Genomic DNA, 22,753 nt, shown 5'->3' with positions numbered 1-22,753 from the left:
CCACGGTATTTCGAAAGGTAAGCCTTACCTAATTACTTTGGTCCCGGCTCGGCGCCCGAGAGGCGTGTCTAGCCCAGGGGAGATCGGCCGCGTGCCACGTCCATCACGGCCTTGCCCACGGCGGCGACCTCGCGGACGTTGCCCCACACCGTGCTCTTGGTCAGGCGAACCGGCGGATAGGACCCCTGCGCTTCCAGTCCGGCCTGGTCGCACAGCCACACGGCTCGTGGAATGTGGAATTCCTGGGTGGCGACCACCACCGACGTCGCGCCGTACACCTCGCGGGCTCGCATGCACGAGGAGTAGGTGTCTACCCCGAGCGGGTCCTCCACGATCGCCTCCGGTGGAACGCCCATCTCTTCCGCAACCCGGCGCATCACGGAAGGCTCCCCAAAACCGGACGAGTCTTCTCCATCCCCACTCATGATCAGGCGATCCACAGCGCCGGCGCGATGCAACTCGACGCCCACCTCGACCCGTTCGCGGAGGAATCGTGATGGCCGTCCGTCCGCGTAGACGCGCGCGCCCAGGACGAGGGCCGCGTCGGCATGCTCCACAGGCGAGCCCGCGGCGTGGATTGACGACACCGTGACGATGCGCACGTAGCCCCACGGTGCAGCCACCAGCGTCGGCAACGCGACCGCCGCGACCACAATCCACCGGTAGCGCGGGTGCAGCCGGGGGTGCCGCCTCATCGAAGCGAGTGCCGCCACGCGACCGAGCCGCGACCAAGGACGCCTACGCGGACTCCGCGCATCGTCCGTGCGCGATCCATCCATGCCGACGTGGGCGAGCCGGGCTCGTCGTCATCGTCCGCGGCGCCCGCCATCGCCACCATGCCCGCCACGAGCGCGGCGAGCTCCTCGTCGTCGGGAGCCCCGCGGACCACGCGCATCGAGGCGGCCGCGTTTGCGACGTCGTGGGAGTGACTCACAGCGGAATGTTCCCGTGCTTCTTGGGCGGCAGCGCGGCGCGCTTGGTGCGCAGTGCCCGCAGGCCGCGCACAATCTGAGCGCGCGTCTGGGAGGGCTCGATTACGGCATCCACGTAGCCCTTGTCGGCGGCGTTGTACGGGTTGACGATGCGCTCCTGATAGTCGTCGATCAGCGCCTGCCGCTCCGCTTCGACGTCGCCGCCCTGCTCTTTGACGGTGGCGAGGGTGCGGCGCGAGAGGATGTTGACGGCGCCGCCGGCACCCATGACGGCAATCTGTGCTGTGGGCCACGCGAGGTTGATGTCCGCGCCTAGCTGCTTGGAGGCCATGACGATGTACGCGCCGCCGTAGGCTTTGCGCGTGATGACGGTGATGAGCGGCACCGTGGCCTCGGCGTAGGCGTAGATCAGCTTGGCGCCGCGGCGGATGATGCCCTGGTGCTCCTGATCCACACCCGGCAGGAAGCCGGGTACGTCCACCAACGTCAGTACCGGGATGTTGAACGCGTCGCAGGTGCGGACAAACCGTGCGGCCTTCTCGGCGGCGTTGATGTCGAGAGTGCCCGCCATGGACAGCGGTTGGTTCGCGACGATGCCCACCGAGTGGCCCTCGACGTGGCCGAAGCCCACCACCACGTTGGAGGCAAACAGCGGTTGCACTTCGAGGAAGTCGCCCTCGTCGACGATGGTCTCGATGAGGGTCTTCATGTCGTACGGCTGGTTGTCGCTGTCGGGCACCAGGCTGTCAAGCGCGAGGTCGGCCTCGGTGACGTCCAGATCCGCTTCCATGTCCCACACCGTGGGGTCGGAGAGATTGTTCTGCGGCAGGAACTGCAGCAGGTGCTGCACGTACTCGATCGCGTCGTCTTCGTTGTCGGCGAGGTAGTGCGCCACCCCCGACTTCACGTTGTGGGTCTGGCCGCCGCCCAACTCCTCGAACGTGACCTCTTCGCCTGTCACGGACTTGATCACGTCGGGGCCGGTAATGAACATTTGCGAGGTGCCGTCCGCCATCACGATGAAGTCCGTCAGGGCGGGGGAGTACACCGCGCCGCCCGCGCTCGGGCCCAAGATAATCGAGATCTGCGGGATGACGCCCGATGCGGCCACGTTGCGGCGAAAGATCTCGGCGAACTGGGTGAGGGCCGCGACGCCCTCCTGAATGCGCGCGCCGCCGCCGTCGGAGATGCCGATGAGGGGCACGCCCGTGCGCAGGGCGAAGTCCTGCACCTTGGTGATCTTGTGGCCGTGAATCTCGCCAAGCGAGCCGCCAAAGACGGTGAAGTCTTGGGAATAGACGGCCACCTGGCGACCGTCAATTGTCCCGTACCCGGTGACGACGCCGTCGCCGAAAGGACGGTTGTTCTCCAGGCCGAATGCGGTGGCGCGGTGTCGCGTGAGGGCGTCAAACTCGACAAACGAGCCCTCGTCAAGCAACAGCTCGACGCGCTCGCGCGCGGTCTTCTTGCCGCGTGCGTGCTGCTTGTCTTGCGCCGTCTCCTCCGGCGCGTCAATCGCGGCGGTCATCTTGTCGCGCAGCGCATGGAGCGCGGACGCGGTGGACTTGGCATTTGGGGTGTCGGCCACAGTGCTCCCTTAGGTCAACTCGGACACAGCCTAGCCGGGGCCGGGCGTCTTGCCACAGTCGTCGGGTGTGTGAGTGTTCCACAGAAAAGTCCGATTAAGTCTGTTTAACACTTGACTTCGCCCGCTTGCGGGTCTAGATTGCCGAATGTCAACTAAAACGGGTCCAAACGGGCACCGAGTATCTCCGCCTCTCGCAAAGACGCGAGGCATGGAAGGGAAGGTACGCATGTCAGCAACTGATATGCAGGCAAACAAGAATCGCCAGGGCTCGGGCGCAGCCGCTCAAGTCCAACGTGCAGGACGATTCCTGTCGGGCATGATCATGCCCAACATCGGAGCTTTCATCGCGTGGGGGCTCATCACTGCAATGTTCATCGAGACCGGTTGGGTGCCGAATGAGGGCCTCGCCGCTCTCGTTGGCCCCATGATCACCTACCTGTTGCCGCTGCTCATCGGATACACCGGTGGTCGCATGGTTCACGGTCAGCGCGGTGCCGTGATTGGTGCCATCGCCACCGCCGGTGTGATCGTCGGCGCTGACGTGCCGATGTTCATGGGCGCGATGCTCGCTGGCCCCGGCGCAGCGTGGGTCCTCAAGCAGTTCGATAAGTCCATCGATGGCAAGGTGAAGCCTGGCTTCGAGATGCTGATCGACAACTTCTCGCTCGGCATCATTGGCACAGGCCTCGCCGTACTCGGCAAGTGGCTCATCGGCCCAGCCGTCAACTGGTTGGTCGAGGTTGCTGGCAACGGCGTGGACTTCCTCATCTCGAACAACCTGCTCCCGCTCGCCTCGATCATCGTCGAGCCCGCCAAGGTGCTCTTCCTCAACAACGCCATCAACCACGGCGTGTTCACACCGCTCGGCTCGCAAGACGTTTTGGAAAGCGGCAAGTCCATCCTGTTCATGATCGAGTCCAACCCCGGGCCGGGCCTGGGCATCCTCACGGCGTTCTGGCTGTTCGGCCCGCGCCTGCTGCGGTTGTCGGTTCCCGGCGCGATCATCATCCACTTCTTCGGTGGAATCCACGAGATCTACTTCCCGTACATCCTCATGAAGCCCAAGATGATCCTCGCGGCCATCGCGGGCGGAATGACCGGCGTGCTCACCGGCGTCGTGATGGACAACGGACTGGTGGCGCCGCCATCGCCCGGAAGCATCTTCGCGTACTTCACCTTCACGCCTCCCGGCGGCTACGTCGGCATGATTCTCCAGGTCACCCTGGCCGCCGTCGTGGCGTTCATCGTGGGCTCCTTCCTGCTGGGCTTCGGCCGCGGTGAGAAGGAGGAACTCACCGAGGAGGACGTCGCCGCTGAGCGTGCCGGCGCCGTCGCCTAACCTGCTAGTAGACCGATAGAAGAGGAGAGTCCGAGATGCCATCAGTCAATGGATCAGATGTGAAGCGTGTGGTCGTGGCATGCGACGCGGGTATGGGGAGTTCGGTGATGGTTGCCAGCACCTTGCGTTCCAAACTGAAGAAGCACGATGTGGAGGTGCTCCACACGTCCGTCGACGAGATTCCTGCCGACGCGTCCGTGGTGTTGTGCCACCAGAGCTTGGCCTCTCGGGCCCAGGCCACCGCGCCCAACGCGGTGGTGGTGCCGTTCGCTGTTTTCATGGGCGACCCGGCATTTGCGAAAGTCGAGAACGCCATCATCAACGGTCAAGACCTTGAGTCCTGACCCTCGGGCGATCCTCGAGCCCAGTGCCGTCCGCCTTGGCCTCGTTGCCAGGGACAAGGCGGACGCGCTGCGGCAGTGTGGGGCGGTGCTCGTCGAAATCGGCGCAGCATCGTCCGCGTACGCCGATGCGCTGTTCGAGCGGGAGAAGTCCGTCTCGACGTACATCGGCGAAGGCGTGGCGATTCCCCACGGCACGAACGAAAGCCGCGTTTCCATCGAGCGCGCGGCAATCGCCTACCTTCAGTTTCCTGATGGGATCGATTGGGACGGCAACCAGGTGCAGGTCTGCATCGCGATTGCGTCCCGCTCCGAGGAGCACGTCGACATTCTGCAGTCCCTGGCCACCGTTCTCATGGATCCCGAGTCGGCCGCCGCATTGCGTGAGGCGTCGTCTGTCGACGACGTGGTGGCGCTCTTGTCTCCCCAGGCATAAAACCCCCGCCAAAGGAAGGAAAGACCAGTCGTGAAAGCCCTGATGTTCTACGCCCCGGAGGATCTACGCGTCGAGGATGTGCCGGAACCCGAAGTCGGCCCCGGCGAGATCAAGCTGCGGGTGCGCAATTGCTCCACGTGCGGCACCGACGTCAAGATCTTCTACAACGGCCACCAGAACCTCTCCCCGCCGCGCATCATCGGCCACGAGATCGCTGGCGAGATTGTCGCGATTGGCGACGGAGTCGACGGCTGGGAAATCGGTGCGCGCGTTCAGGTCATCGCCGCCGTCCCGTGTGGAGAGTGCTATGAGTGCTCCCGCGGCTGGATGGAGGTCTGCCAGAACCAGACCTCGATGGGCTATCAGTACGATGGCGGCTTCGCCGAGTACATGATTGTGCCGCGCGCGGTGCTCAAGGTTGACGGGCTCAACCGCATCCCTGCGGGCGTGGGCTATGACGAGGCCTCGGCCGCCGAGCCCCTCGCATGCGCCATCAACGCGCAGCGCATCCTCGGCATTGAAGGGGGCGACACCGTCGTGGTGTTCGGTGCCGGACCGATCGGCGCCATGCACATCCGGCTGGCGCGCGCCAACGGTGCTGGACGCATCTTTCTGGTCGACGTCAACGACGAGCGCCTCAAGATGACGGCCGATGCCGTTCATCCCGACGAGGTCATCAACGGCGCGGAGATCATTGACGGCGTAGCGGTCGACGTGGTCGAGCGCGTCAAGGAGCTGACCAATGGCCGCGGCGCGGACGCGATCATCACGGCGACAGCAGCGAACATCGCCCAAGAGCAGGCCATCTCCATGGCCGCGCGCAACGGCAAGATTTCGTTCTTCGGCGGGCTGCCCAAGACCAATCCGACGATCACGTGCGACTCGAACCTGGTGCACTACCGTCAGTTGCGCATCTTTGGTGCGAACGGCTCGGCGCCCCACCACAACAAGGCCGCCCTTGAGATGATTGCGTCTGGAAAGGTCCCGGTAAAGGACCTCATCACAGAGCACATTGCGCTGGAGAACGTGCTGGACGCTTTCGATATTGTGAAGCGCGGAGCCGCCATCAAGGTCACGGTCGAGCCGTAGCCTGGCGCTGACGGAACGGACGGGACCACGGGTGTACGCCGCTGAACGACACGAGGCCATCCTGGAGCGCGCACGCGCCCAAGGACGGGTCGAGGTGGGAGCGCTGTCCGAGGAGCTGGAGGTAACAGTTGAGACGGTGCGTCGCGACCTGACCGCCCTCGAGCGCCTTGGGGTGGTGCGACGCGTTCACGGCGGCGCCCTGCCCGTGGAGAGGCTCACGCTCGAACCGACTCTGGCCGTCCGTGAGTCTCAGCAGTCCGAGCAGAAGAAGCGGATCGCGGAACGTGCCGTCGCGGAGATTCCAGAGGGCGGCTCCATTCTGCTCGACTCCGGCACCACGACGGTCGCGATCGCCGCGTTGTTGCCACGCGACAAGCGATTCACCGTCGTGACCAACTCGATAGCTATTGCTGCCCGGCTTTCCGACCGGGCGGGTATCGAATTCATGATGCTGGGCGGTCGGGTCCGCAATCGCACGGGCGCCGCCGTGGGCCAGTGGACCACCGACGCGTTGCACGACATGGCAGTCGACGTGGCGTTCGTCGGCACCAACGGATTCTCGGTGGAGCGCGGCTTCACCACGCCGGATCAGGCCGAGTCCGCCGCCAAACGTGCCATGGTGACCGCAGCCCGCCGCGTCATCGTCGTATCGGACTCCACCAAGGCCGGCCAAGTGCACATGCATCGCTTTGCCGACACCTCGGAGGTGGCCATGTTGGTGACGGACTCGGGCCTGGATGACGAGACCACGGAGGAGTTCGACGCTGCAGGAGTGGAGGTGGTGCGCGCGTGATTGTCACGCTTACGCCCAATCCCAGTCTTGATCGCACCATCACCGTTGACGAGTTGCTGGTCGGAGAGGTGCACCGGGCGAGAGGGCTCCACATCGATGCCGGCGGCAAGGGGGTCAATGTCTCTCGCGCACTTGCTGCGAACGGACTGAGCACCATGGTGGTCATGCCAGCCAGCGGTGCACCTGCGCTCGAGTTCTCCTCACGCCTGGACGATGACGGCGTGCCTCACGACTACATCGCCCTTGAGGGCGCCGTGCGCACCAACATCACGATCGTGGACGCGGAGGGCACCACCACCAAGATCAACGAGCCCGGCAGGGCGTCCACCGCCGCCGACGCTGCAGCCATGCTCGATGCCGTGGACCGCCACATTGCCGATGCCACGTGGGTGGTCGGTTGCGGTAGTTTGCCTCCCGGCATTGAGGGGGATCTTTACGTCGGCCTGATCGACAGGGCGCGCGCTCGCGGAGTCCACGTCGCGATCGACACGTCGGGTACAGCGTTGCGCAAGGCGGTGGCCGCCCGCCCTGACCTGATCAAGCCCAATCACGAAGAGCTGGAGGAGTTGGTGGGGACGCCGTTGCCCACCCTCCACGACGTGCTCGAGGCCGCGCGCCGCCTGGTCGCAGGCGGCATCGGTGCGGTGGTCGTCAGTCTTGGCGAGCACGGCGCGCTGGCCGTCGACGCCACGAACGCGGTTCATGCATCGGCCGTCGTGAGCCATCCGCAGTCAACCGTGGGGGCTGGCGACTGCCTGCTTGCGGGCGTGCTCGCGGCGATCGAGAGAGGTTCGTCCCTGGAGGATGCGCTGTCGACGGGAGTGCGGTGGGGCGCCGCGGCGGTTGCCCTGCCGGGCAGCACGGTCCCTTCACCGGGGGACCTGTCTCTTGCTACGGTGAGTGTGTCGTTACAGATGCCTCTTGACCTCAACCTGGCGACATCTTGACCTCACATCCAGGCCACATGGCTCCGACCAATAAAGGAAGAATGCGATGCCTACCCGTTCCGTGAAAGTTGGCTCCTCCGTCGGCCTGCACGCGCGCCCCGCCGCGCTGTTCGTTCAAGCCGTCAACGACTCCGGCGTCGCGGTGACGATTTGCAAGCCGGGCGGCACGCCCGCCCCCGCCAACTCGATGCTCACCATCATGGCGCTCGGGGCTAAGCATGGCGAAACCGTGGAACTCGGTTGCGACGCCGACAACGCCGACGCGGTGCTTGACGATCTGGTGGCGCTGGTCGAGCGCGACCTCGACGCCGAACAGTAGGGGCGCCATGGACAACGTCGTCCAAGGAATCCCCGTCAGCTCGGGAGCAGCGTTCGCTCCGGTGGTGCAAGTGGGTGCCGCCGTGCGGCCGCCATCCGATGAGGCCGTGCTGTCAGCAGAGGAGGCGGAGAGGCGCATTCGCGCCGCCCTCGCCGAGGTGGCGACCGAGATTGAAAGGCGCGCGGCATCGGCAAGTGACAATGCCGCCGAGATCCTCGGTGCGACGGCGATGCTCGCGCGGGACCCCGGCCTGATCGATGGCGCCATTGCGCAGGCGAAGGCGGGCAAGGGCCCGGCGCATGCGATCGACGCCGCCACCCAGGACTACATCGACCAGTTCGTGGCACTCGGCGGATACTTTGCGGAACGCGCCACGGACCTGCGTGACGTCGGCGACCGCGCGATCGCCGCGGTCCTGGGGGAGCCGGCTCCCGGAGTGCCGCCGCTGACCGGTGAGTGCGTCTTGGTGGCAATGGACTTGGCGCCGGCGGAGACGGCCACTCTGGACCGCTCCAAGGTGGTCGGCATCGTCACCGAGCAGGGCGGCCGCACCAGCCACACGGCAATCCTCGCCGCGCAGATGGCGATTCCTGCGGCCGTGAAGGTGGCGGGCGCGACCGACATTCCGGACGGCACTCCGGTGCTGGTGGACGGAGACAGCGGACAGGTCCACATCAATCCCAGTGGCGAACTCGTCGAGAGGCTCAGGCAGAGGTCCACACGGCGCGAAGCCGCCTTGGCGGAGAGTCACGGCCCGGGCATGACCAAGGACGGCAAGCGAGTGGCGCTGCTGGCCAACATCGGCGGCGTCGAGGATGCCGTCGCCGCGGGCAAGGCCGACGTTGAAGGGGTCGGCCTGTTCCGCACCGAGTTCGTATTCCTGAGCGCGTCCACCGCGCCCACGGTCGAGGAGCAGGCGGAGATCTACCGGAAGGTGTTCGAGGCATTTGGAGACCGGCGAGTGGTGGTCCGCACGCTCGACGCAGGGGCGGACAAGCCACTCGCGTTCGCGGACCTGGGCGCGGAGGAGAACCCCGCCCTCGGGCGACGGGGTCTGAGACTCTCCGCCGAGCGGCCCGACCTTCTTGACGCGCAACTCGAGGCCCTGGCGGTCGCGGCGGGCGAGACGGGCGCGGATGTGCGCGTCATGGCTCCCATGGTGGCGCTCGTGGAGGAGGCCGCCTGGTTCGCCAGGCGCGTGCGAGAGAACGGGCTCAAGTCGGTGGGCGTCATGATCGAGGTGCCCGGTGCCGCGCTCCGGTCCGAGCACGTGCTTGAGGAGGTCGACTTCGGCTCCCTCGGCACGAATGACCTTGCGCAGTACACGATGGCGGCGGACCGCATGCAGGGCGAACTGTCCGACCTGCTTGACCCGTGGCAGCCCGCTTTGCTCGACGTGGTGGCGGCCGCGTGCCATGGCGGTGCGGTGACGGGCAAGCCGATGGGCGTGTGCGGCGAGGCGGGTGGCGACCCGCTGTTGGCGCTCGTGCTCGCCGGGCTGGGCGTGTCGAGCCTGTCGATGGCCCCGTCCAAAGTGCCCATGGTGCGACTGTCGTTGTCGCTGCACACGTTCGCGCAGTGCCAACGGCTCGCGCACGTGGCGCGCACCGCGAGAACGGCGCACGACGCGCGGGAGGCCGTGTTCGCCGCGGCCTCGCCATCGTTGACCGCTGTGCTGTGATGCGCCTGGCCCGCGCGCACTAGCCTGGGCAGCGTGACTGAAGACGGTGTGCGTGGTGCGCCGCTCACGGCGGACAACCTTGCCGCGCTGGTGGGCGGCAGTGGAGCGCTGACGGCCCTGGCCGTGACGGCGGCGTCGCCCTCGACCAATTCGGAACTGCTCGAGGCGCTCGCGGCGGACCCGCAGGCGTGGCCACACATGAGCGCGCTCGTCGCCGATCATCAAACGTCGGGCCGGGGGCGCGCCGGTCGCGGGTGGGACACGCCTCGCGGCGCCGCCCTCACCGTCAGCTTCGTGGTGAGGCCACACCTGGGTGCGGAACGGTGGGGGCTCGTGCCGTTGGCCGTCGGCCTCGCCTGTGTGCGCACGCTGCGGGCGGATGGCCTGCACGCCATGCTCAAGTGGCCCAACGACGTGGTGGTCTCCGTTGACGGCGCCGACGTCCCTGGTTGGGGGCCACTTCGCAAGGTCGCTGGCGTTCTGTGCGAGCGCCAAGACGACGCGGTTGTCGCCGGCATCGGCATCAACGTGTCGCAGACCTCGCAGGAGTTGCCGGTGCCGCACGCGGCCTCCCTTGCGATGGTGGGAGGGCGCCACCTGGATCGTCGCGAACTGCTGGACGGGCTCGCTCATCGCTTGGCGACGCTCATGATCGAGGCGGAGCATGATCCCGACGCCTTGGTGGCCGATGTGGCCGCGGTGACATTCACGCTGGGCCAGCAGGTGGTGGTCGAGAGCCCGGGCCAGTCGCCGCTGTCGGGGACGGCCGTGAGGCTCGGCGCCGATGGTGCGCTCGTGGTGCGGACTGCTGGCGGGGATGACATGGCCGTGCACGCGGGGGACGTTCGCCTGCGGCTGGCGTAGCGCGTGGAAAAGGGTGAGACGCCGTGGAAGTTCGAGACGTCATGACAGTTCACGAGTTGCGATCGTCCACACCGGACGGCACGAGGCGAGCACGGACGGCGTTGCCGCTGGCCATGGCGTGTTTCGCCGTGCCGTACGTGGCGATGCTCTTCACGATTCAGTGGCTCCAGCCGGCGGGGCGCGAGGGATTTGCGGACCTCGCCTACGTTGTTGGCCTGCTGGTCTTGGGTGTGGCGCTCTTGATCTCGGTGCGGTTCCAGTAATTCACGAGCGGGTGGGCTCTACCAGATCCGGCGAGTTGTTGCGCACGTTGCCCACCGCCTTGTCGACCTCATGCCAGGCGAGGTCGGGGGCGTCGGCGAGTGCCGCGTCCAGCAGGTCCTCCTTCGCCGACGCCGGGTCCAGCCAGGTGCGCCAGGCATCGTCCCGCATCATCACGGGTTGGCGGTCGTGGATCGTACGCATCTGTCCACGTGCCGCCGTGGTGACGATCGCGCACGTGATGAGCCATTCGTCGTCACCCGAAGCTCGCCAGGCCTCCACCAGGCCCGCGAATGCCAGCGGCGCGCCATCGGCGGGGTGGATGTAGAACGGCCGCTTGCCCGACGCGTCGGTCTGCCACTCGTAGTATCCGCTCGCGGGAACGATGCAGCGGCGCTTGGCAAAGGCCGTGCGGAACGACGGCTTCTCGGCGACCGTCTCGACCCTGGCGTTGATCATGCGGGAGCCGATGGCCGGGTCTTTGGCCCAGGAGGGCACCAGGCCCCACCTGGCGACGTCGAGCGTCGCCGCGTCCTGTGCGGCGCGAATAATGCGCACCAGTTGTGTGGGTGCGACGTTGAACGACGGGGGCAGCAGGCGTGCGTCACCGGCGTCGAGCGCCAACGAAAACGCGTCGGCCACATCCTGGTCCGCAAGGAAGTCCGCATAGCGCCCACACATGCCTCCATTGTGCCTCTCTGTGACGAAACGCACCGTGTGATTCGCCGCACTCTGAACGGCCTGCTCGTGACCCCTCGGGGTGGGTATTTGGTCACATGACTCCGGCCCGATATGCCCGTTGTGGAATGTAAGTGGCGGTATAAAACGGACAAAACGCCCTGGTTGTGAGCAGGTTCACACGGGCGCCAGGAAGGCAGTAATGGGCGTGGGAGCGTTTGGCGGCCCGCGTGCCGAATGTCATCGTTGAGTCATCGGGCAAGACGTCCCGGCGCCCAAAGGAAGGGAAGGATCATGGCTACGCTCGTCGCGTCAAAGGCGGTGCAGCCCCTCGCCACGCGTGCGCTCGCTTCCGCCGTCAGCTACGTCGTGATCTACGGCGTGACGTTCGCCTTCTTCGCCCCTCCCGCCACTCAGATGGTCGCCAGCGGACACGCGGGCCTCGACGCCGCCAGCGTCTCGTTCGCCCTGCTCCTGATGGCGGCGTTGACGGTCACCTTTGGCGCCACCACCTTCGGATACTTGGTGGGCTGGAGGGTGGAGTCGGATGTGCGACAGCTCCGCATGAGTCAGACGCGCGGCTCGGTCGAGTTCGCTTCCCTGGGCACGCTGCTCGCGTTGGCGACGGCCGGCGTCTTCCTGTTGATCGTCACCGGCGGCACCGGCATCACCCTGTCCCTCACCGGTGCGGCGACGCTCGGCCTGGTGGTGCCCGGAATGGTCGCCGCGTTGTGCACCCGGTCGGTGGTGGAGCACGTCGCCGCAGCCAAGCGGGACATGCTCGCCACGTCCCTCAGCGCACTCGTGGTGATCGTGCTGGTCAACTACCTCATCGTCGGCTCGCTGCCCCCCCTGGCCGAGCTACCTCAGCTCTTCGGATTGTAGAAACTACGCCGTCGGAGGTTCCGCCCAATCATCCGACGGGGTATCTACCGCGGCGGCCACCTTGCCCGAGGTGGCCGCCGCCGTCATCTCGGCGGTCATTTCGCCCCCGCCAAACGAGGTGTGAGCCCGCGGTGCCCCCATCCACAGGGGCTCCCGCAAACGACCGTTTGGCTCCATGGTTCCCGTGATGGGGGCGGAGACGACGATTGCCATCGAGTCGCAGGTGCGGGATCAGATCCGCAAACTCGGCCTGGCATTGATTCCCCCGGCGGTGCGATGCGCTGGCGTCCGGCGTTGGATGTATCGGTGGTACCGGCGGGGGAGTCCATTGCAAACCTCCTGGTAGATCAGTGGTTTCTTAGCTCTTACGGTAGATGGCGGGGGTTGGGGTGGCGGAAAGGTGCACGGGATCAGTCGTCAATACTGCGTACAAGCACAACGGAAGTCGTCCAGTGGCCTTCGTCGACGAGACCTACAGCGTTGACCCCGCGCACGCCCTCTCGCCTCATCGGTCCTACCCGTACCGGACGGCCCAAGCCGGCCACATCCCGGGCGTCCCGACCACCGGGTGCATTGGCGACGGGCCGCCAACGCTGGATGGATCCGGTAGGGGATGTGGCTCCAGTGGAGGACCGCACGTCGCTCGCGAAGTCGGTGCTGGACAACGTGGCCGCGCTGGGGCCGCTGCATCGCGCGAGCATGCTCGGCAACGGAGCCGTACCGCCGGAGAACCCTTGCCCGGTGGGAATCATCACATCTACGCGCTCACCGTCTCGCTGCCAGTGCGACTCGTGGCATGCCACCTTGTTGCGCTCTGGCGTAAACCCAAGGTCTTTGAGCGCCCGGCTGAACACGTACAGGATCTTGGCGCGAGCGCGGACATCCAGACCGGTGTCCGCGTTCATCGTCGGACGGGCTCTCATGACGCCGCGGTCCATGCAGTGTGCGTAGCCCATCTGGCGGCCCACGATGGTCCAGTGATCGGGAACGAGCTGGTGTAGCTCGACGAGAGTGCCCCACGCCCGCGCTTGTGCGTCGGGCATCGGCCCCAACTCCGATCACGCCAAGGGCTCCCCAAAGTCGATTGCGTTGATGATGTCGCTCGCGGCAGCCTGGGCTCGAGGGCTACCCATGTCCGCGAGATCGGCTGCGGCGACCAGGGTGGGGGCGTCGCGAGTCAGGTCCACGTCATCGGCCACGACACGGATCCGTGCGTTGGCGCGAGACTGGGGCACCTCCACCAGTGCGTGGTCAAGCCGCAGGTCTTCCCAGGTTGACCCATGAACGTAGAGGTCGATGTCGTCGACAGACTGGATCGCCGAGCGAGACCAAGCCAGGCCCGAGCGAGCCACACGTGGGTCCGCAGCCAGTCCGACAAGATCGGCTGCGCGCACGTGGTGAAGGTCGCCGCGGTTGACACACAAGGTGGCGACAGCCAGTAAGCGCGACGGGCCAATCTCTGTGGCCGCCAGCCGTCGGAGGACCCGCTTCGCGGCACGGCGACGCTGTGGGTCGCGACCTCGGTCGAGGTTTCCCTCCTCGAGTGCGAGAGCCGCAGACCACACGGTGGCGGCGCTCGGCGGCCTCCCCGCGCTACGGACAGATCGCATCGCGCCGCCGTCGGACACCACCCACTGAGATCCGACTTTGCGCGCGCCGATACGGCCCTGCGACGCCAGCGCGCGCGCACGCTGAGAACTGATCCCGTGGCGTCGGGCATATTCGGCGAGAGTCACATCGGCCATGCGTTAATAGTAGCGTAGTCGCAATAATTACGACATACGCGGGTCTTGGGCGTCGTCGATGCTGCCGCTGTACCCGAGTCGGCCGCCGAGGGCATTCGTGGTGATTATCCACAACTCACCAGGCGAAAAGTGTGGTGAGCCTCTACTCTCCTGTTCATGGGGGCCGAGACCACAATTGCCATCGAGTCGCAGGTACGCGATCAGATCCGCAAGCGCGGGGTGGATCCCGTACGGGATGTGGCTGCGGTGCGGGCGTTAGTGGACGACGCCTTGGCGGCGTGGGACGAACGGGCGCTCGTGGGCGCCGTGGCGCCGGTGGAGGACCGCGCGGCTGTCGCGAAGTCGGTGCTGGACAACGTGGCGGGGCTGGGGCCGCTGCAGCAGTACTTGGACGATCCCGAGGTTGAGGAAATCTGGATCAATGATCCGGCCCAGGTGTACGTGGCGCGTCGGGGGGAGTCGGAGCTGACCTCGACCATTCTGGCCTCACAGCAGGTCCGCGACCTGGTCGAGCAGATGCTCAAGCTGTCGGGGAGGCGGCTGGACCTGTCCAGCCCCTTTGTGGACGCGTCCCTGCCGGGCGGGGAGCGCCTGCACGCCGTCATCCCGGACGTCACGCGCGAACACTGGTCCGTCAACATCCGTAAGTATGTGGCGCGCGCCAACCACGTCCAGGATCTGGTCGCTCTGGGTTCGCTGCCCGCCCAGGCGGCCGCATTCCTCTCGGCTGCCGTGGCATCGGGGCTCAATGTGCTCGTGGCTGGCGCTACCCAAGCCGGAAAGACCACGTTCTTGAACGCTCTAGCTGGGTCCATACCGCCGCGCGAACGGGTGATCACCTGTGAAGAGGTCTTCGAACTCAAGATCCCCCTGCGGGATGTGGTGGGCCTTCAGTGCAGGCAGCCATCCCTTGAGGGCACGGGGGAAATCCCGCTGAGACGTCTTGTCAAAGAGGCGCTCCGCATGCGCCCAAGCCGCATCATCATCGGCGAGGTTCGGGAAGCGGAATCGCTCGACATGCTCGTCGCCCTCAACGCAGGGGTGCCGGGGATGTGTACCATCCACGCGAACTCGGCCAGGGACGCGATCACCAAGATGTGCACATTGCCGCTCCTGGCTGGTGAGAACGTGTCTGACCGATTCGTGGTGCCGACGGTGGCGTCGGCGATCGACATCGTGGTGCATCTCGAACTCGACGGCCGCGGCAAGCGGCGCGTGAGAGAGATCGTCGGCGTGCCGGGCCGCGTCGAGCAGGGAATCATCGAAATCAGCGACCTCTTCCACCGCAGCGGTCACGAGCTCGTGCGCGCAGACGGTTATCCGCCTCACGAGGACCGATTCGCGAGAGCAGGATTTCGGCTCAGTGAACTGCTGGCGGCGCAGGCATGACAGCCGTCATCGGATTGGTGTTAGGCGCTGGACTGTTTCTGGTCTGGTGGTCCTTCTGGCCCCCGCAGCAGGCCGCTCCCCGAAGGCCGGATGGCTGGTACGCCCGCACCCAAGATCGCCTCATTCAGGCCGGAGCGCCCGCCGTGACGCCGTGGGCGCTGGTATCCACCGCCGTGGGTCTTGGGTTGGCGATCGCCGTGCTCGCATCCGCGGGGTCCGGTTCGCCCGTGATTGGGCTGGCATTCGGAGTCATCGCCGCGCGGGGACCCTTTGCCCTCGTGCAAGCGCGGGCCGGCCGCCGACAGGCGTCGATGCGTGAGGTGTGGCCCAATGCGGTGGACAACCTCGCCTCAGGTATTCGGGCGGGCCTGTCGTTGCCGGAAGCGCTCGGTCAACTGGGTGAGCGGGGGCCGGAGTCCCTGAGGGAGCCCTTCACGGCATTCGCCGAGGACTTCCGGGCGTCGGGTCGATTCGGCGATTGCCTCGACGCTCTCAAGGTTCGACTCGCGGACCCCGTCGGCGACCGGATCATCGAGGCGTTGCGGCTCACCCGCGACGTCGGCGGCACCGACGTTGGCCGCCTGTTGCGCACCCTCAGTGAGTTTCTTCGCGACGACGCCCGCACCCGAGGGGAACTTGAGGCCCGCCAGAGTTGGACCGTCAATGCCGCCAGGCTCGCGGTCGCAGCCCCGTGGGTGGTACTGGCGCTCTTATCGACGCGGCCCGAAAACGCGCACGCGTACAACTCGGCCTCCGGATTCTCTGTGCTTCTTGTGGGCGGCGGTAGCACCGTGCTCGCGTATCGGCTGATGGTCAGACTGGGCAGGCTGCCGGAGGAAAGCAGGGTGCTGCGATGACGCTGACTACGGCACTCCTGGGACTCACTGGCGGCCTGGGGCTCGCGCTGCTCGGGGCATGGTGGCGGGCGCGTACGCCTCGGCTCGTTGACCGAATCGCTCCACATGTGCGCACCTCCGTTGCCGAAGAACTTCGCCTGCGCGCGGAGCCCATCACCCCCTTTCCCACCTTGGAACGGCTCGTCGCTCCCGTGTTGCGCGACGGCGTCCGCTGGATCGAGCGATGGGGATCTCCCGGCCATGAACTGAAGGCACGCCTGAAACGCGCCGGAGCGGACCTCACCGTCGAGCAGTTCCGGGCGCACCAGGTGGTCTGGGGCGTCGGCGGTCTTGTACTCGGCACCGCCGCGGCAATCTTCCTGGCCGCCACGAGGGGATCATCGCCGGTTGCCCTGGTGGTGCTCATTGCCTCGACTGGAGTGGGGGGAGCGGTGGCGCGGGACTACGTGTTGACGCGCGCGGTCACCCGACGCGAGGAGCGCATCGTCGCGGAACTGCCCACGGTCGCCGAACTGCTCGCGTTATCGGTCGCTGCTGGCGAAGGTGCGGTGGGCGCGCTCGAACGAGTGTCGCGCAGCACCCAAGGCGTCATGTCGGAGGAACTTCGCACGACGCTCGCTGCCTCGCGCACCGGGACACCTCTGGCTCGGGCGCTGACCGACTTGGCCGACCGCACAGGTGCCGTGCCGTTGCGACGGTTCGCCGACGGCGTGGCGACGGCGGTGGAGCGTGGCACGCCACTTGCGGAGGTGTTGCGCGCGCAGGCCCACGATGTGAGATCCGCAGGACAGCGAGCGCTCTTGGAAGAGGGTGGAAAGCGGGAGATCGCCATGATGGTGCCCGTGATCTTCCTCATCCTCCCCGTCACCGTCGTGTTCGCGGTGTTTCCGGGACTGACCACTATTCGATTGGGCCTGTAAAGCGCAGGTTCTCGGGGGAAAGGAAGAACGATGGCTTACCTGAGGGAGCGGCTCCTGAGCCGCCATGAGTTTGACGACCGGGGCGACGTGCCGGGCTGGGTGCTCATCACACTCATGACCGCTGGACTGGTCGCCGGTATCTGGGCAATCGCGGGGCCCACACTGAATGACCTGTTTACGCGGGCCATCGAAGGTGTCACCGGCGGCTGAGCGCGGGCGGGACGACGGCAGCGTTGTTGTCGAATTCCTCTTGGTGTCGATTCTTGTGATCACGATCGCCATGGGGGTGATCCAACTGACCCTCGCCCTGCACGTGCGCAACATGTTGAGTTCGGCCGCCTCGGAAGGCGCGCGCCTCGCTGCAGCGAACGATCGGGACCTGAACGACGGTGCGATGCGGACCGAGTTCCTGCTGTCCGAGTCGCTCGGCGGCTACGACGTGAACGTCGTCGCTTCCGACACCGTGATCGATGGGGCTCCAGCCACGCGAGTGACGGTGACCGCCCCGGTACCCGTGTTCGGGTTGTGGGGCGTCGGCACCATGTCGGTCTCGGGCCGAGCGTTCGAGGAAGTCGACCGTGGCTAGCAGCCACGGGCCGAAGCGGCTCGACGCCCGCGGCGACCAAGGCGCCGCCATGCTCGAGTTCATCGCGCTGTCGCTCGTGCTGCTGGTGCCGTTGATCTACCTTGTGGTGACGCTGTCTCGCGTTCAGGCGGGAGCTTTCGCGGCGGAATCGGCCGCGAGCGAAGCGGCGCGCACCGTCGTGGTCACGGGGGTGCGCGAGCTTGAGAACGGCGGTCGCCGCTCGGCCGCGATGGACCAGGGCGAGCGGCGGGCACGGGCCGCAGTCCGGCTGGTCGCTTCGGACTTCGGGTTCGGCTCTGACGACGCCTCGCTCGTCCTCGCCTGCGGCGGCACGTGTCTCGCGCCTGGCAGCAATGTCGCCGCTGAGGTGACGGTGCGCGTCACACTGCCGGGGATCCCGGGATTCCTCAGTGGGGGCGTTCCGCTTGCCGTCGAGGTGGTTGGCACTGCTCGCGCGCCGGTGGACAGCCTGACGGAGGACTCATGAATCGGCGACGGAGGTTGCACTCGGACGACGGCACCATCGGGATTCTCACCCTCGGCTTCACGGTGCTGGCCCTCATGCTGATCTTGGTGGTGTCCTCGGCGTCGGCCGTGCACCTGACGCGACTGCGACTCACTCACCTCGCCGACGAGTTGGCCGAGGATGCCGCCGACGCGGTCGACGCCACTCGCTACTTTGACGGGTCGGGCACGTCGCCGGCATCGCTTGACCTGGCGACAGCCGCCATGACGTCTGCGGTGCAACGCCACGCCGCCGAACGGGGAGTCGACCACCTTGAGGGTGTCCAGTTGGTGTCCGTCGAGGCCGTCGATGCCTCCACGGCGCGCATCACCATCGAGGTGACCGTGTATCCGCTCTTTGGGGTCGAGGCGCTGTTGCCGTTCGCGGACGGCATCACCCTCCAAGCGACAGGGCAGGCGCGGTCGTTCTAGCCGCACCCGGTCGCTCTAGGGGGTCGTGGCGGCCAGCCTGGCGGCCTCGGTGGCCACCGTCCACGCATCGGCGCTGCCCACGTTGCCCGCTTCGACCTCGCCCAGCACATCCTGCAGCGTCGCCTCAATGGTGGCGTTGCTGGGGGAGTAGGAACTCTGCGTGGGCAGCTCCGTCACGGCCTTGGCCAGAATGGGCCCCACCGGCGCGTCGTTGAAGAACGGAATGGCGTAACTCTTCACGCTGCTTTCGTCATACAACGCCGGTTGCGACGGCAGCGAACCGGTGGCCTGGAAGATGCGCAGCTGCTGCTCGGGTTGGATGAGCCAATCGAGGAAGTTCCAGGACGCCTGCTGCTGCTCCGTGGTGCCCTGTGCGGGCATGGCGTAGAACGCGCCTCCCCAGGACCCGCCGGGACCCGGGATGTCGGCGATGTCCCACTGAGCGCTACCCCCAGAGGTCTCCACTACATTCTGGATGTAGCCCATTCCCCACACGGGGCACAGGGTGGCCGCGAACGCCCCGTTGTCCAATCCGGCATCCCACTGGTCCGTAAACGGCGCTATTCCGGCCGACAGCCCGGCATCAATGGCGTCGAGAGACACGTCGAAGGCGGGCTTGACGGGACTCAGATTCAGGTCGCCCGCGGCGTTGAAGTAGCTGCCGCCCGACTGGACCCGCACGGGCTTCAGTAGCGTGCCGGCATCGTCCAAGAACGCTCCCGCCTCGGCCCCGGCCTCATACTGCTTGCCCAGCGCGATGAAGCCCTCCCACGTGTCCCCGATGGCGGCGTTGACCGCGTCTCGATCGGCGGGCAGTCCCGCATTCTCGAAGAGGTCCCGGCGGTAGCACAGGGCCAAACCCGACACGTCGGCGCCGATGCCGATCAGGGCCGAGCCGTCCGGCGTTGAGCCCTGAGCCCACTTCCAATCGAGGTAAAGGGCCTGGTATTCGCCCGCACCGAAGGTGAGCAGGTTGGTGAAGGATTCGGGTTGCGCGGCGAACTTGCCGATGTAGTCCTCGCCGATGGCGACGATGTTCGGAGCGCCGGTGCCCGCCACAAGTTGGCGCTGCAATTCATCGTGGACGTCGGTGTAGCTGCCCGAGTTCAAGGTGATGGTGACGCCCGGGTGACCGTCTTGGTACTCGGTGACCAGCGCGTCGAGCCCAAAGTCGCCCCAGAAGGTCATGGAGATGTCGACCGGATCCACGGGCGGAGCCGTGGTTGCGGCAGAGGGGGTGGGGTCATCACCGGTGAGCCCGCACGCGGCCAACACCAGGCTCGAACCGGCGATGATTGCCAGCAGGCGTCCTGCTGCCGTGCGGTTCAACGTCATCGTCGCTCCCTTGGTGCGTGCCACGGATACCGGCTCTCGGGACATGGCTGTCACTGTAGCCGTACCTGCAGCGCGCGGCGAAGCCGGTACCCGGGACCCAGGACCTTGGGGTCGATAGTCCCGACATTGCTCGCTCCCGGCGGCATACCCTCGTGGGCAACGGTGCTACAGCGCCTGATCCCCATGCAGGAAGGTCTTACCGAGATGACAATCGCGGCTGACAGAACCACCCCACCCCAGTCTGACGCCCAGCAGACCGGCACCCAGTTACCCCACGCGTGGCGTTCGTTCCCCGCCGGGCCGTGGACCGACTCCATTGATGTTCGCGGCTTCATCCAGGCCGCCTACACCGAGTACACCGGCGACGACAGTTTCCTTGCCGGACCCACCGAGCGCACCACGCGCGTGTGGCAGACGCTGCTCGGCATGTTCCCCGAAGAGCGCGAAAAGGGCGTCTACGACGTCGATTGGGAAACACCCGCGACGATCACCGCCCACGCTCCTGGCTACATCAGCGAAGACGACAACCTGATCGTCGGCCTGCAGACCGACGCGCCCCTGAAGCGCGCGATCATGCCCTTTGGCGGCTGGCGCATGGTGGTCAAGGAACTCGAAACCTACGGCTACCCGGTTGACCCCAACCTGGAGAAGATCTTCTCGACGTACCGCAAGACCCACAACGACGGCGTGTTTGACTCGTACCCGCCCAACGTGCGCGCCGCCCGCTCCAGCCACATCGTCACCGGCCTGCCCGATGCCTACGGCCGTGGCCGCATCATCGGCGACTACCGCCGCGTGGCGCTGTATGGCGTCGACGCCCTGATCAAGGACAAGAAGAACGAGCGCATCGAGCTCGACATGCAGCGGTCGGTCGAGGACATCATTCGCGATCGCGAAGAGAACTCGGAGCAGATCAAGGCGCTCGGCGAACTCAAGCAGATGGCCGCGTCCTACGGCTTCGACATCTCGAAGCCCGCGACCAACGCCAAGGAAGCCGTGCAGTGGCTGTATTTCGCTTACCTGGCCGCCGTGAAGGAGCAGAACGGCGCCGCCATGTCGTTGGGTCGCACCTCGACCTTCATCGACTGCTACATCGAGCGCGACCTCGCGGAGGGAACCCTCACCGAGGTCGAGGCCCAGGAACTGATCGACGACTTCGTCATCAAGCTCCGCATCGTCCGCTTCCTGCGCACCCCCGAGTACGACGCCCTGTTCTCCGGCGACCCGCTGTGGGTGACCGAGTCCCTTGGCGGTCTCGGCGAGGATGGCCGGTCGCTCGTGTCCAAGTCCACGTTCCGCTACCTGCACACGCTGTACAACTTGGGCCCTGCGCCCGAGCCGAACATGACGGTGCTGTGGAGCGACCGGCTGCCCCAGGGCTTCAAGGAGTTCTGCGCCAAGGTGTCGATCGACACGTCGGCCGTGCAGTACGAGTCGGACGAGTTGCTGCGCTCCCAGTGCGGTGACGACGCCGCGATTGCGTGCTGCGTGTCCGGCATGGAGGTCGGCAAGCAGATGCAGTTCTTCGGGGCCCGCGTCAACCTTGCCAAGGGCCTGCTGTACGCCATCAACGGCGGTCGCGACGAGGTCAGCGGCAAGCAGGTCTCCACCAAGCTCGCCCCCGTCGAGGGAGACGTGCTCGAGTTCGATGACGTGATGTACAAGTTCGACACCTTCATGGACTGGTTGGCCGAGACCTACGTGGACGCGCTCAACGTCATCCACTACATGCACGACAAGTACTCGTACGAGCGCATCGAAATGGCTTTGCACGATAAGGAAGTCCTGCGCACGATGGCTTGCGGCATCGCCGGCCTGTCGGTCGCTGCCGACTCCCTGTCCGCGATCAAGTACGCGAAGGTCAAGGCCGTGCGTGACGAGACGGGCCTGATCACGGACTACGAAGTCGACGGTGAGTTCCCGACCTACGGCAACGACGACGACCGCGCCGACGACATCGCCGTGGACCTGGTTCGCCGCTTCATGAACAAGATCCGCAAGCAGAAGACCTACCGCGACGCGAAGCACACGCAGTCCGTGTTGACCATCACGTCCAACGTGGTCTACGGCAAGGCTACGGGCAACACGCCCGACGGCCGCCGCTTGGGCGAGCCGTTCGCTCCGGGTGCCAACCCGATGAACGGGCGCGACGTGCACGGCATCATGGCGTCGGCGCTGTCCGTGGCCAAGCTGCCCTACGAGGACGCTGAGGACGGCATCTCGCTGACCACGTCGATCGTGCCCTCGGCGCTGGGCCGTGATCGCGAAGAGCAGGTCACGAACATGGTGGGCATCTTGGACGCTTACACGGTCAGTCAGGGCTTCCACATGAACGTCAACGTGCTCAACCGCGAGACGCTCGAGGACGCCATGGTGCACCCGGAGAACTACCCGCAGCTCACGATCCGCGTGTCCGGCTACGCCGTGAACTTTGTGCGACTGACCCGCGAGCAGCAGCTCGACGTGCTGTCGCGCACCTTCCACGCGGGTCTCTAATACTCAAGACGCCACGGCGCTCCGTCCTCGGGGGAGGGGCGCCGTAGTCTTGTCTGACCCCGGGCTGGTCCCAACCCTGGCGTGGAAGGAGCGAGACGATGACCGACCAACCCGTTGCGGTGCCGCTCCTTCAGGCGCCTCCCATGGACGTCGCGGACGCCGAGCTCGCGGCCAGCGAGGCCCTCCACGACAACACAGCCGGCTCAGTGCACTCCTGGGACCTCGTCACCGGAGCCGATGGTCCTGGGACCCGCATGACGCTATTCACCGCGGGTTGTGGACTGCGCTGCCAGTTCTGCCAGAACCCCGACACGTGGCGCATGAAGGACGGAGTGC

The 22,753-nt window shown here is 66.4% G+C and carries 28 protein-coding genes; 20 read left to right on the top strand and 8 right to left on the bottom strand.

The window, feature by feature from the left end; genetic code table 11:
- Positions 1-68: 68 nt before the first annotated feature.
- The 3 genes from QZZ29_RS10600 to QZZ29_RS10590 are packed head-to-tail and all read right to left on the bottom strand — an operon-like array spanning position 69 to position 2,460.
- A complete protein-coding gene (locus QZZ29_RS10600; protein ID WP_291383124.1) occupies positions 69-695 on the bottom strand; it encodes an ElyC/SanA/YdcF family protein in 627 nt (208 codons plus the stop codon).
- The gene (locus tag QZZ29_RS10595; protein WP_291383122.1) at positions 692-934 is read right to left on the bottom strand and encodes an acyl-CoA carboxylase subunit epsilon; all 243 of its coding nucleotides are present in this window, start codon (positions 932-934) and stop codon (positions 692-694) included. Before QZZ29_RS10595 ends, QZZ29_RS10600 begins: the two co-directional genes overlap by 4 nt.
- Entirely contained in the window at positions 931-2,460 is a 1,530-nt protein-coding gene (locus tag QZZ29_RS10590) for an acyl-CoA carboxylase subunit beta (protein WP_291383218.1), read from the bottom strand. The genes QZZ29_RS10595 and QZZ29_RS10590 overlap by 4 nt, the downstream gene beginning before the upstream one ends.
- Before the next feature lie 286 nt (positions 2,461-2,746).
- On the opposite strand from QZZ29_RS10590, the gene mtlA reads away from it, so the two are divergent.
- From mtlA to QZZ29_RS10550, 10 genes are read left to right on the top strand one after another with little or no spacing between them, the layout of a single operon-like run.
- On the top strand, positions 2,747-3,859 hold the full coding sequence (gene mtlA, locus QZZ29_RS12830; RefSeq protein ID WP_366479470.1) for a mannitol-specific PTS transporter subunit IIC: 1,113 nt from the start codon (positions 2,747-2,749) through the stop codon (positions 3,857-3,859).
- 35 nt (positions 3,860-3,894) lie between these two features.
- The gene (locus QZZ29_RS12825; RefSeq protein WP_366479468.1) at positions 3,895-4,203 is read left to right on the top strand and encodes a PTS lactose transporter subunit IIB; all 309 of its coding nucleotides are present in this window, start codon (positions 3,895-3,897) and stop codon (positions 4,201-4,203) included.
- Positions 4,193-4,636: a PTS sugar transporter subunit IIA gene (locus QZZ29_RS12820; RefSeq protein ID WP_366479466.1), complete on the top strand. Its 444-nt coding sequence runs from the start codon at positions 4,193-4,195 to the stop codon at positions 4,634-4,636. Before QZZ29_RS12825 ends, QZZ29_RS12820 begins: the two co-directional genes overlap by 11 nt.
- Before the next feature lie 30 nt (positions 4,637-4,666).
- Positions 4,667-5,725, top strand: a complete 1,059-nt coding sequence (locus QZZ29_RS10580; RefSeq protein ID WP_291383120.1) for a zinc-dependent dehydrogenase — start codon at positions 4,667-4,669, stop codon at positions 5,723-5,725.
- A gap of 31 nt (positions 5,726-5,756) precedes the next feature.
- On the top strand, positions 5,757-6,518 hold the full coding sequence (locus tag QZZ29_RS10575; RefSeq protein ID WP_291383119.1) for a DeoR/GlpR family DNA-binding transcription regulator: 762 nt from the start codon (positions 5,757-5,759) through the stop codon (positions 6,516-6,518).
- Positions 6,515-7,465 carry a 1-phosphofructokinase gene (pfkB, locus tag QZZ29_RS10570; RefSeq protein ID WP_291383117.1) on the top strand — a complete coding sequence of 317 codons (951 nt, stop codon included), beginning with the start codon at positions 6,515-6,517 and terminating at the stop codon, positions 7,463-7,465. Before QZZ29_RS10575 ends, pfkB begins: the two co-directional genes overlap by 4 nt.
- 46 nt (positions 7,466-7,511) lie before the next feature.
- Entirely contained in the window at positions 7,512-7,784 is a 273-nt protein-coding gene (locus QZZ29_RS10565; RefSeq protein WP_291383116.1) for an HPr family phosphocarrier protein, read from the top strand.
- A gap of 7 nt (positions 7,785-7,791) precedes the next feature.
- Positions 7,792-9,465, top strand: a complete 1,674-nt coding sequence (gene ptsP / locus QZZ29_RS10560) for a phosphoenolpyruvate--protein phosphotransferase (RefSeq protein WP_291383114.1) — start codon at positions 7,792-7,794, stop codon at positions 9,463-9,465.
- 33 nt (positions 9,466-9,498) lie between these two features.
- Positions 9,499-10,329 (top strand): biotin--[acetyl-CoA-carboxylase] ligase, encoded by an 831-nt coding sequence (locus QZZ29_RS10555; protein ID WP_291383112.1) that lies wholly within the window; start codon positions 9,499-9,501, stop codon positions 10,327-10,329.
- A gap of 23 nt (positions 10,330-10,352) precedes the next feature.
- Entirely contained in the window at positions 10,353-10,592 is a 240-nt protein-coding gene (locus QZZ29_RS10550) for a hypothetical protein (protein ID WP_291383111.1), read from the top strand.
- 1 nt (position 10,593) lies between these two features.
- Here the strand turns inward: QZZ29_RS10550 and QZZ29_RS10545 are convergent, their stop codons facing one another.
- A complete protein-coding gene (locus tag QZZ29_RS10545) occupies positions 10,594-11,271 on the bottom strand; it encodes an SOS response-associated peptidase (protein ID WP_291383110.1) in 678 nt (225 codons plus the stop codon).
- Positions 11,272-11,562: 291 nt separating this feature from the next.
- Between QZZ29_RS10545 and QZZ29_RS10540 the strand changes: the two genes are divergently transcribed.
- Entirely contained in the window at positions 11,563-12,153 is a 591-nt protein-coding gene (locus tag QZZ29_RS10540; RefSeq protein ID WP_291383108.1) for a hypothetical protein, read from the top strand.
- Positions 12,154-12,156: 3 nt separating this feature from the next.
- Here QZZ29_RS10540 and QZZ29_RS10535 read toward each other — a convergent pair whose 3' ends face one another.
- The 3 genes from QZZ29_RS10535 to QZZ29_RS10525 all read right to left on the bottom strand — a co-directional run bounded on the left by QZZ29_RS10535 (position 12,157) and on the right by QZZ29_RS10525 (position 13,898).
- Positions 12,157-12,366, bottom strand: coding sequence for a hypothetical protein (locus QZZ29_RS10535; RefSeq protein WP_291383106.1), 210 nt, complete (start codon positions 12,364-12,366; stop codon positions 12,157-12,159).
- A 197-nt stretch (positions 12,367-12,563) separates the two neighbouring features.
- Complete coding sequence (locus QZZ29_RS10530) at positions 12,564-13,196, bottom strand: hypothetical protein (protein ID WP_291383105.1); 633 nt, start codon at positions 13,194-13,196, stop codon at positions 12,564-12,566.
- A 15-nt stretch (positions 13,197-13,211) separates the two neighbouring features.
- The gene (locus QZZ29_RS10525; protein ID WP_291383104.1) at positions 13,212-13,898 is read right to left on the bottom strand and encodes a hypothetical protein; all 687 of its coding nucleotides are present in this window, start codon (positions 13,896-13,898) and stop codon (positions 13,212-13,214) included.
- A gap of 156 nt (positions 13,899-14,054) precedes the next feature.
- On the opposite strand from QZZ29_RS10525, the gene QZZ29_RS10520 reads away from it, so the two are divergent.
- Genes QZZ29_RS10520 through QZZ29_RS10490 form a run of 7 tightly spaced genes read left to right on the top strand, consistent with a single transcriptional unit; the run spans position 14,055 to position 18,586 of the window.
- A complete protein-coding gene (locus QZZ29_RS10520) occupies positions 14,055-15,287 on the top strand; it encodes an ATPase, T2SS/T4P/T4SS family (protein ID WP_291383102.1) in 1,233 nt (410 codons plus the stop codon).
- Entirely contained in the window at positions 15,284-16,144 is an 861-nt protein-coding gene (locus QZZ29_RS10515; RefSeq protein ID WP_291383100.1) for a type II secretion system F family protein, read from the top strand. Before QZZ29_RS10520 ends, QZZ29_RS10515 begins: the two co-directional genes overlap by 4 nt.
- Complete coding sequence (locus QZZ29_RS10510; RefSeq protein WP_291383098.1) at positions 16,141-17,064, top strand: type II secretion system F family protein; 924 nt, start codon at positions 16,141-16,143, stop codon at positions 17,062-17,064. Before QZZ29_RS10515 ends, QZZ29_RS10510 begins: the two co-directional genes overlap by 4 nt.
- 30 nt (positions 17,065-17,094) lie before the next feature.
- The gene (locus QZZ29_RS10505) at positions 17,095-17,274 is read left to right on the top strand and encodes a hypothetical protein (protein WP_291383096.1); all 180 of its coding nucleotides are present in this window, start codon (positions 17,095-17,097) and stop codon (positions 17,272-17,274) included.
- Positions 17,258-17,650, top strand: coding sequence for a TadE/TadG family type IV pilus assembly protein (locus QZZ29_RS10500; RefSeq protein ID WP_291383094.1), 393 nt, complete (start codon positions 17,258-17,260; stop codon positions 17,648-17,650). The genes QZZ29_RS10505 and QZZ29_RS10500 overlap by 17 nt, the downstream gene beginning before the upstream one ends.
- Entirely contained in the window at positions 17,643-18,137 is a 495-nt protein-coding gene (locus QZZ29_RS10495) for a pilus assembly protein (protein WP_291383092.1), read from the top strand. The genes QZZ29_RS10500 and QZZ29_RS10495 overlap by 8 nt, the downstream gene beginning before the upstream one ends.
- Positions 18,134-18,586, top strand: coding sequence for a hypothetical protein (locus tag QZZ29_RS10490; RefSeq protein ID WP_291383091.1), 453 nt, complete (start codon positions 18,134-18,136; stop codon positions 18,584-18,586). Before QZZ29_RS10495 ends, QZZ29_RS10490 begins: the two co-directional genes overlap by 4 nt.
- 15 nt (positions 18,587-18,601) lie before the next feature.
- On the opposite strand, the gene QZZ29_RS10485 is transcribed toward QZZ29_RS10490, so the two are convergent.
- The gene (locus QZZ29_RS10485; RefSeq protein ID WP_291383089.1) at positions 18,602-19,966 is read right to left on the bottom strand and encodes an extracellular solute-binding protein; all 1,365 of its coding nucleotides are present in this window, start codon (positions 19,964-19,966) and stop codon (positions 18,602-18,604) included.
- A 159-nt stretch (positions 19,967-20,125) separates the two neighbouring features.
- Here QZZ29_RS10485 and pflB point away from each other — a divergent pair, with 159 nt between their 5' ends.
- Both pflB and QZZ29_RS10475 read left to right on the top strand, forming a co-directional pair.
- Positions 20,126-22,417 (top strand): formate C-acetyltransferase, encoded by a 2,292-nt coding sequence (gene pflB, locus QZZ29_RS10480; RefSeq protein ID WP_291383087.1) that lies wholly within the window; start codon positions 20,126-20,128, stop codon positions 22,415-22,417.
- 143 nt (positions 22,418-22,560) lie between these two features.
- Positions 22,561-22,753 (top strand): 4Fe-4S cluster-binding domain-containing protein (locus QZZ29_RS10475; protein WP_291383216.1); only part of this gene is annotated, 193 nt, incomplete at its 3' end.

The sequence above is a fragment of the Demequina sp. genome, from assembly GCF_016278765.1.
In the GTDB taxonomy this organism is placed as follows: Bacteria; Actinomycetota; Actinomycetes; order Actinomycetales; family Demequinaceae; genus Demequina.
The sequence above is the reverse complement of the archived record's forward strand: the minus strand, read 5'-3'. Positions and strand labels throughout refer to the sequence as shown.

Bases quoted from the DNA above. Each gene is read 5' to 3' on its own strand.
- QZZ29_RS10600 (WP_291383124.1), bottom strand. From the start codon at position 695: ATGAGGCGGCACCCCCGGCTGCACCCGCGCTACCGGTGGATTGTGGTC.
- QZZ29_RS10590 (WP_291383218.1), bottom strand. From the start codon at position 2,460: ATGACCGCCGCGATTGACGCGCCGGAGGAGACGGCGCAAGACAAGCAG.
- mtlA (WP_366479470.1), top strand. From the start codon at position 2,747: ATGTCAGCAACTGATATGCAGGCAAACAAGAATCGCCAGGGCTCGGGC.
- QZZ29_RS12825 (WP_366479468.1), top strand. From the start codon at position 3,895: ATGCCATCAGTCAATGGATCAGATGTGAAGCGTGTGGTCGTGGCATGC.
- QZZ29_RS10565 (WP_291383116.1), top strand. From the start codon at position 7,512: ATGCCTACCCGTTCCGTGAAAGTTGGCTCCTCCGTCGGCCTGCACGCG.
- ptsP (WP_291383114.1), top strand. From the start codon at position 7,792: ATGGACAACGTCGTCCAAGGAATCCCCGTCAGCTCGGGAGCAGCGTTC.
- QZZ29_RS10545 (WP_291383110.1), bottom strand. From the start codon at position 11,271: ATGTGTGGGCGCTATGCGGACTTCCTTGCGGACCAGGATGTGGCCGAC.
- QZZ29_RS10540 (WP_291383108.1), top strand. From the start codon at position 11,563: ATGGCTACGCTCGTCGCGTCAAAGGCGGTGCAGCCCCTCGCCACGCGT.
- QZZ29_RS10535 (WP_291383106.1), bottom strand. From the start codon at position 12,366: ATGGCAATCGTCGTCTCCGCCCCCATCACGGGAACCATGGAGCCAAAC.
- QZZ29_RS10530 (WP_291383105.1), bottom strand. From the start codon at position 13,196: ATGCCCGACGCACAAGCGCGGGCGTGGGGCACTCTCGTCGAGCTACAC.
- QZZ29_RS10525 (WP_291383104.1), bottom strand. From the start codon at position 13,898: ATGGCCGATGTGACTCTCGCCGAATATGCCCGACGCCACGGGATCAGT.
- QZZ29_RS10520 (WP_291383102.1), top strand. From the start codon at position 14,055: ATGGGGGCCGAGACCACAATTGCCATCGAGTCGCAGGTACGCGATCAG.
- QZZ29_RS10515 (WP_291383100.1), top strand. From the start codon at position 15,284: ATGACAGCCGTCATCGGATTGGTGTTAGGCGCTGGACTGTTTCTGGTC.
- QZZ29_RS10510 (WP_291383098.1), top strand. From the start codon at position 16,141: ATGACGCTGACTACGGCACTCCTGGGACTCACTGGCGGCCTGGGGCTC.
- QZZ29_RS10505 (WP_291383096.1), top strand. From the start codon at position 17,095: ATGGCTTACCTGAGGGAGCGGCTCCTGAGCCGCCATGAGTTTGACGAC.
- QZZ29_RS10490 (WP_291383091.1), top strand. From the start codon at position 18,134: ATGAATCGGCGACGGAGGTTGCACTCGGACGACGGCACCATCGGGATT.
- QZZ29_RS10485 (WP_291383089.1), bottom strand. From the start codon at position 19,966: ATGTCCCGAGAGCCGGTATCCGTGGCACGCACCAAGGGAGCGACGATG.
- pflB (WP_291383087.1), top strand. From the start codon at position 20,126: ATGACAATCGCGGCTGACAGAACCACCCCACCCCAGTCTGACGCCCAG.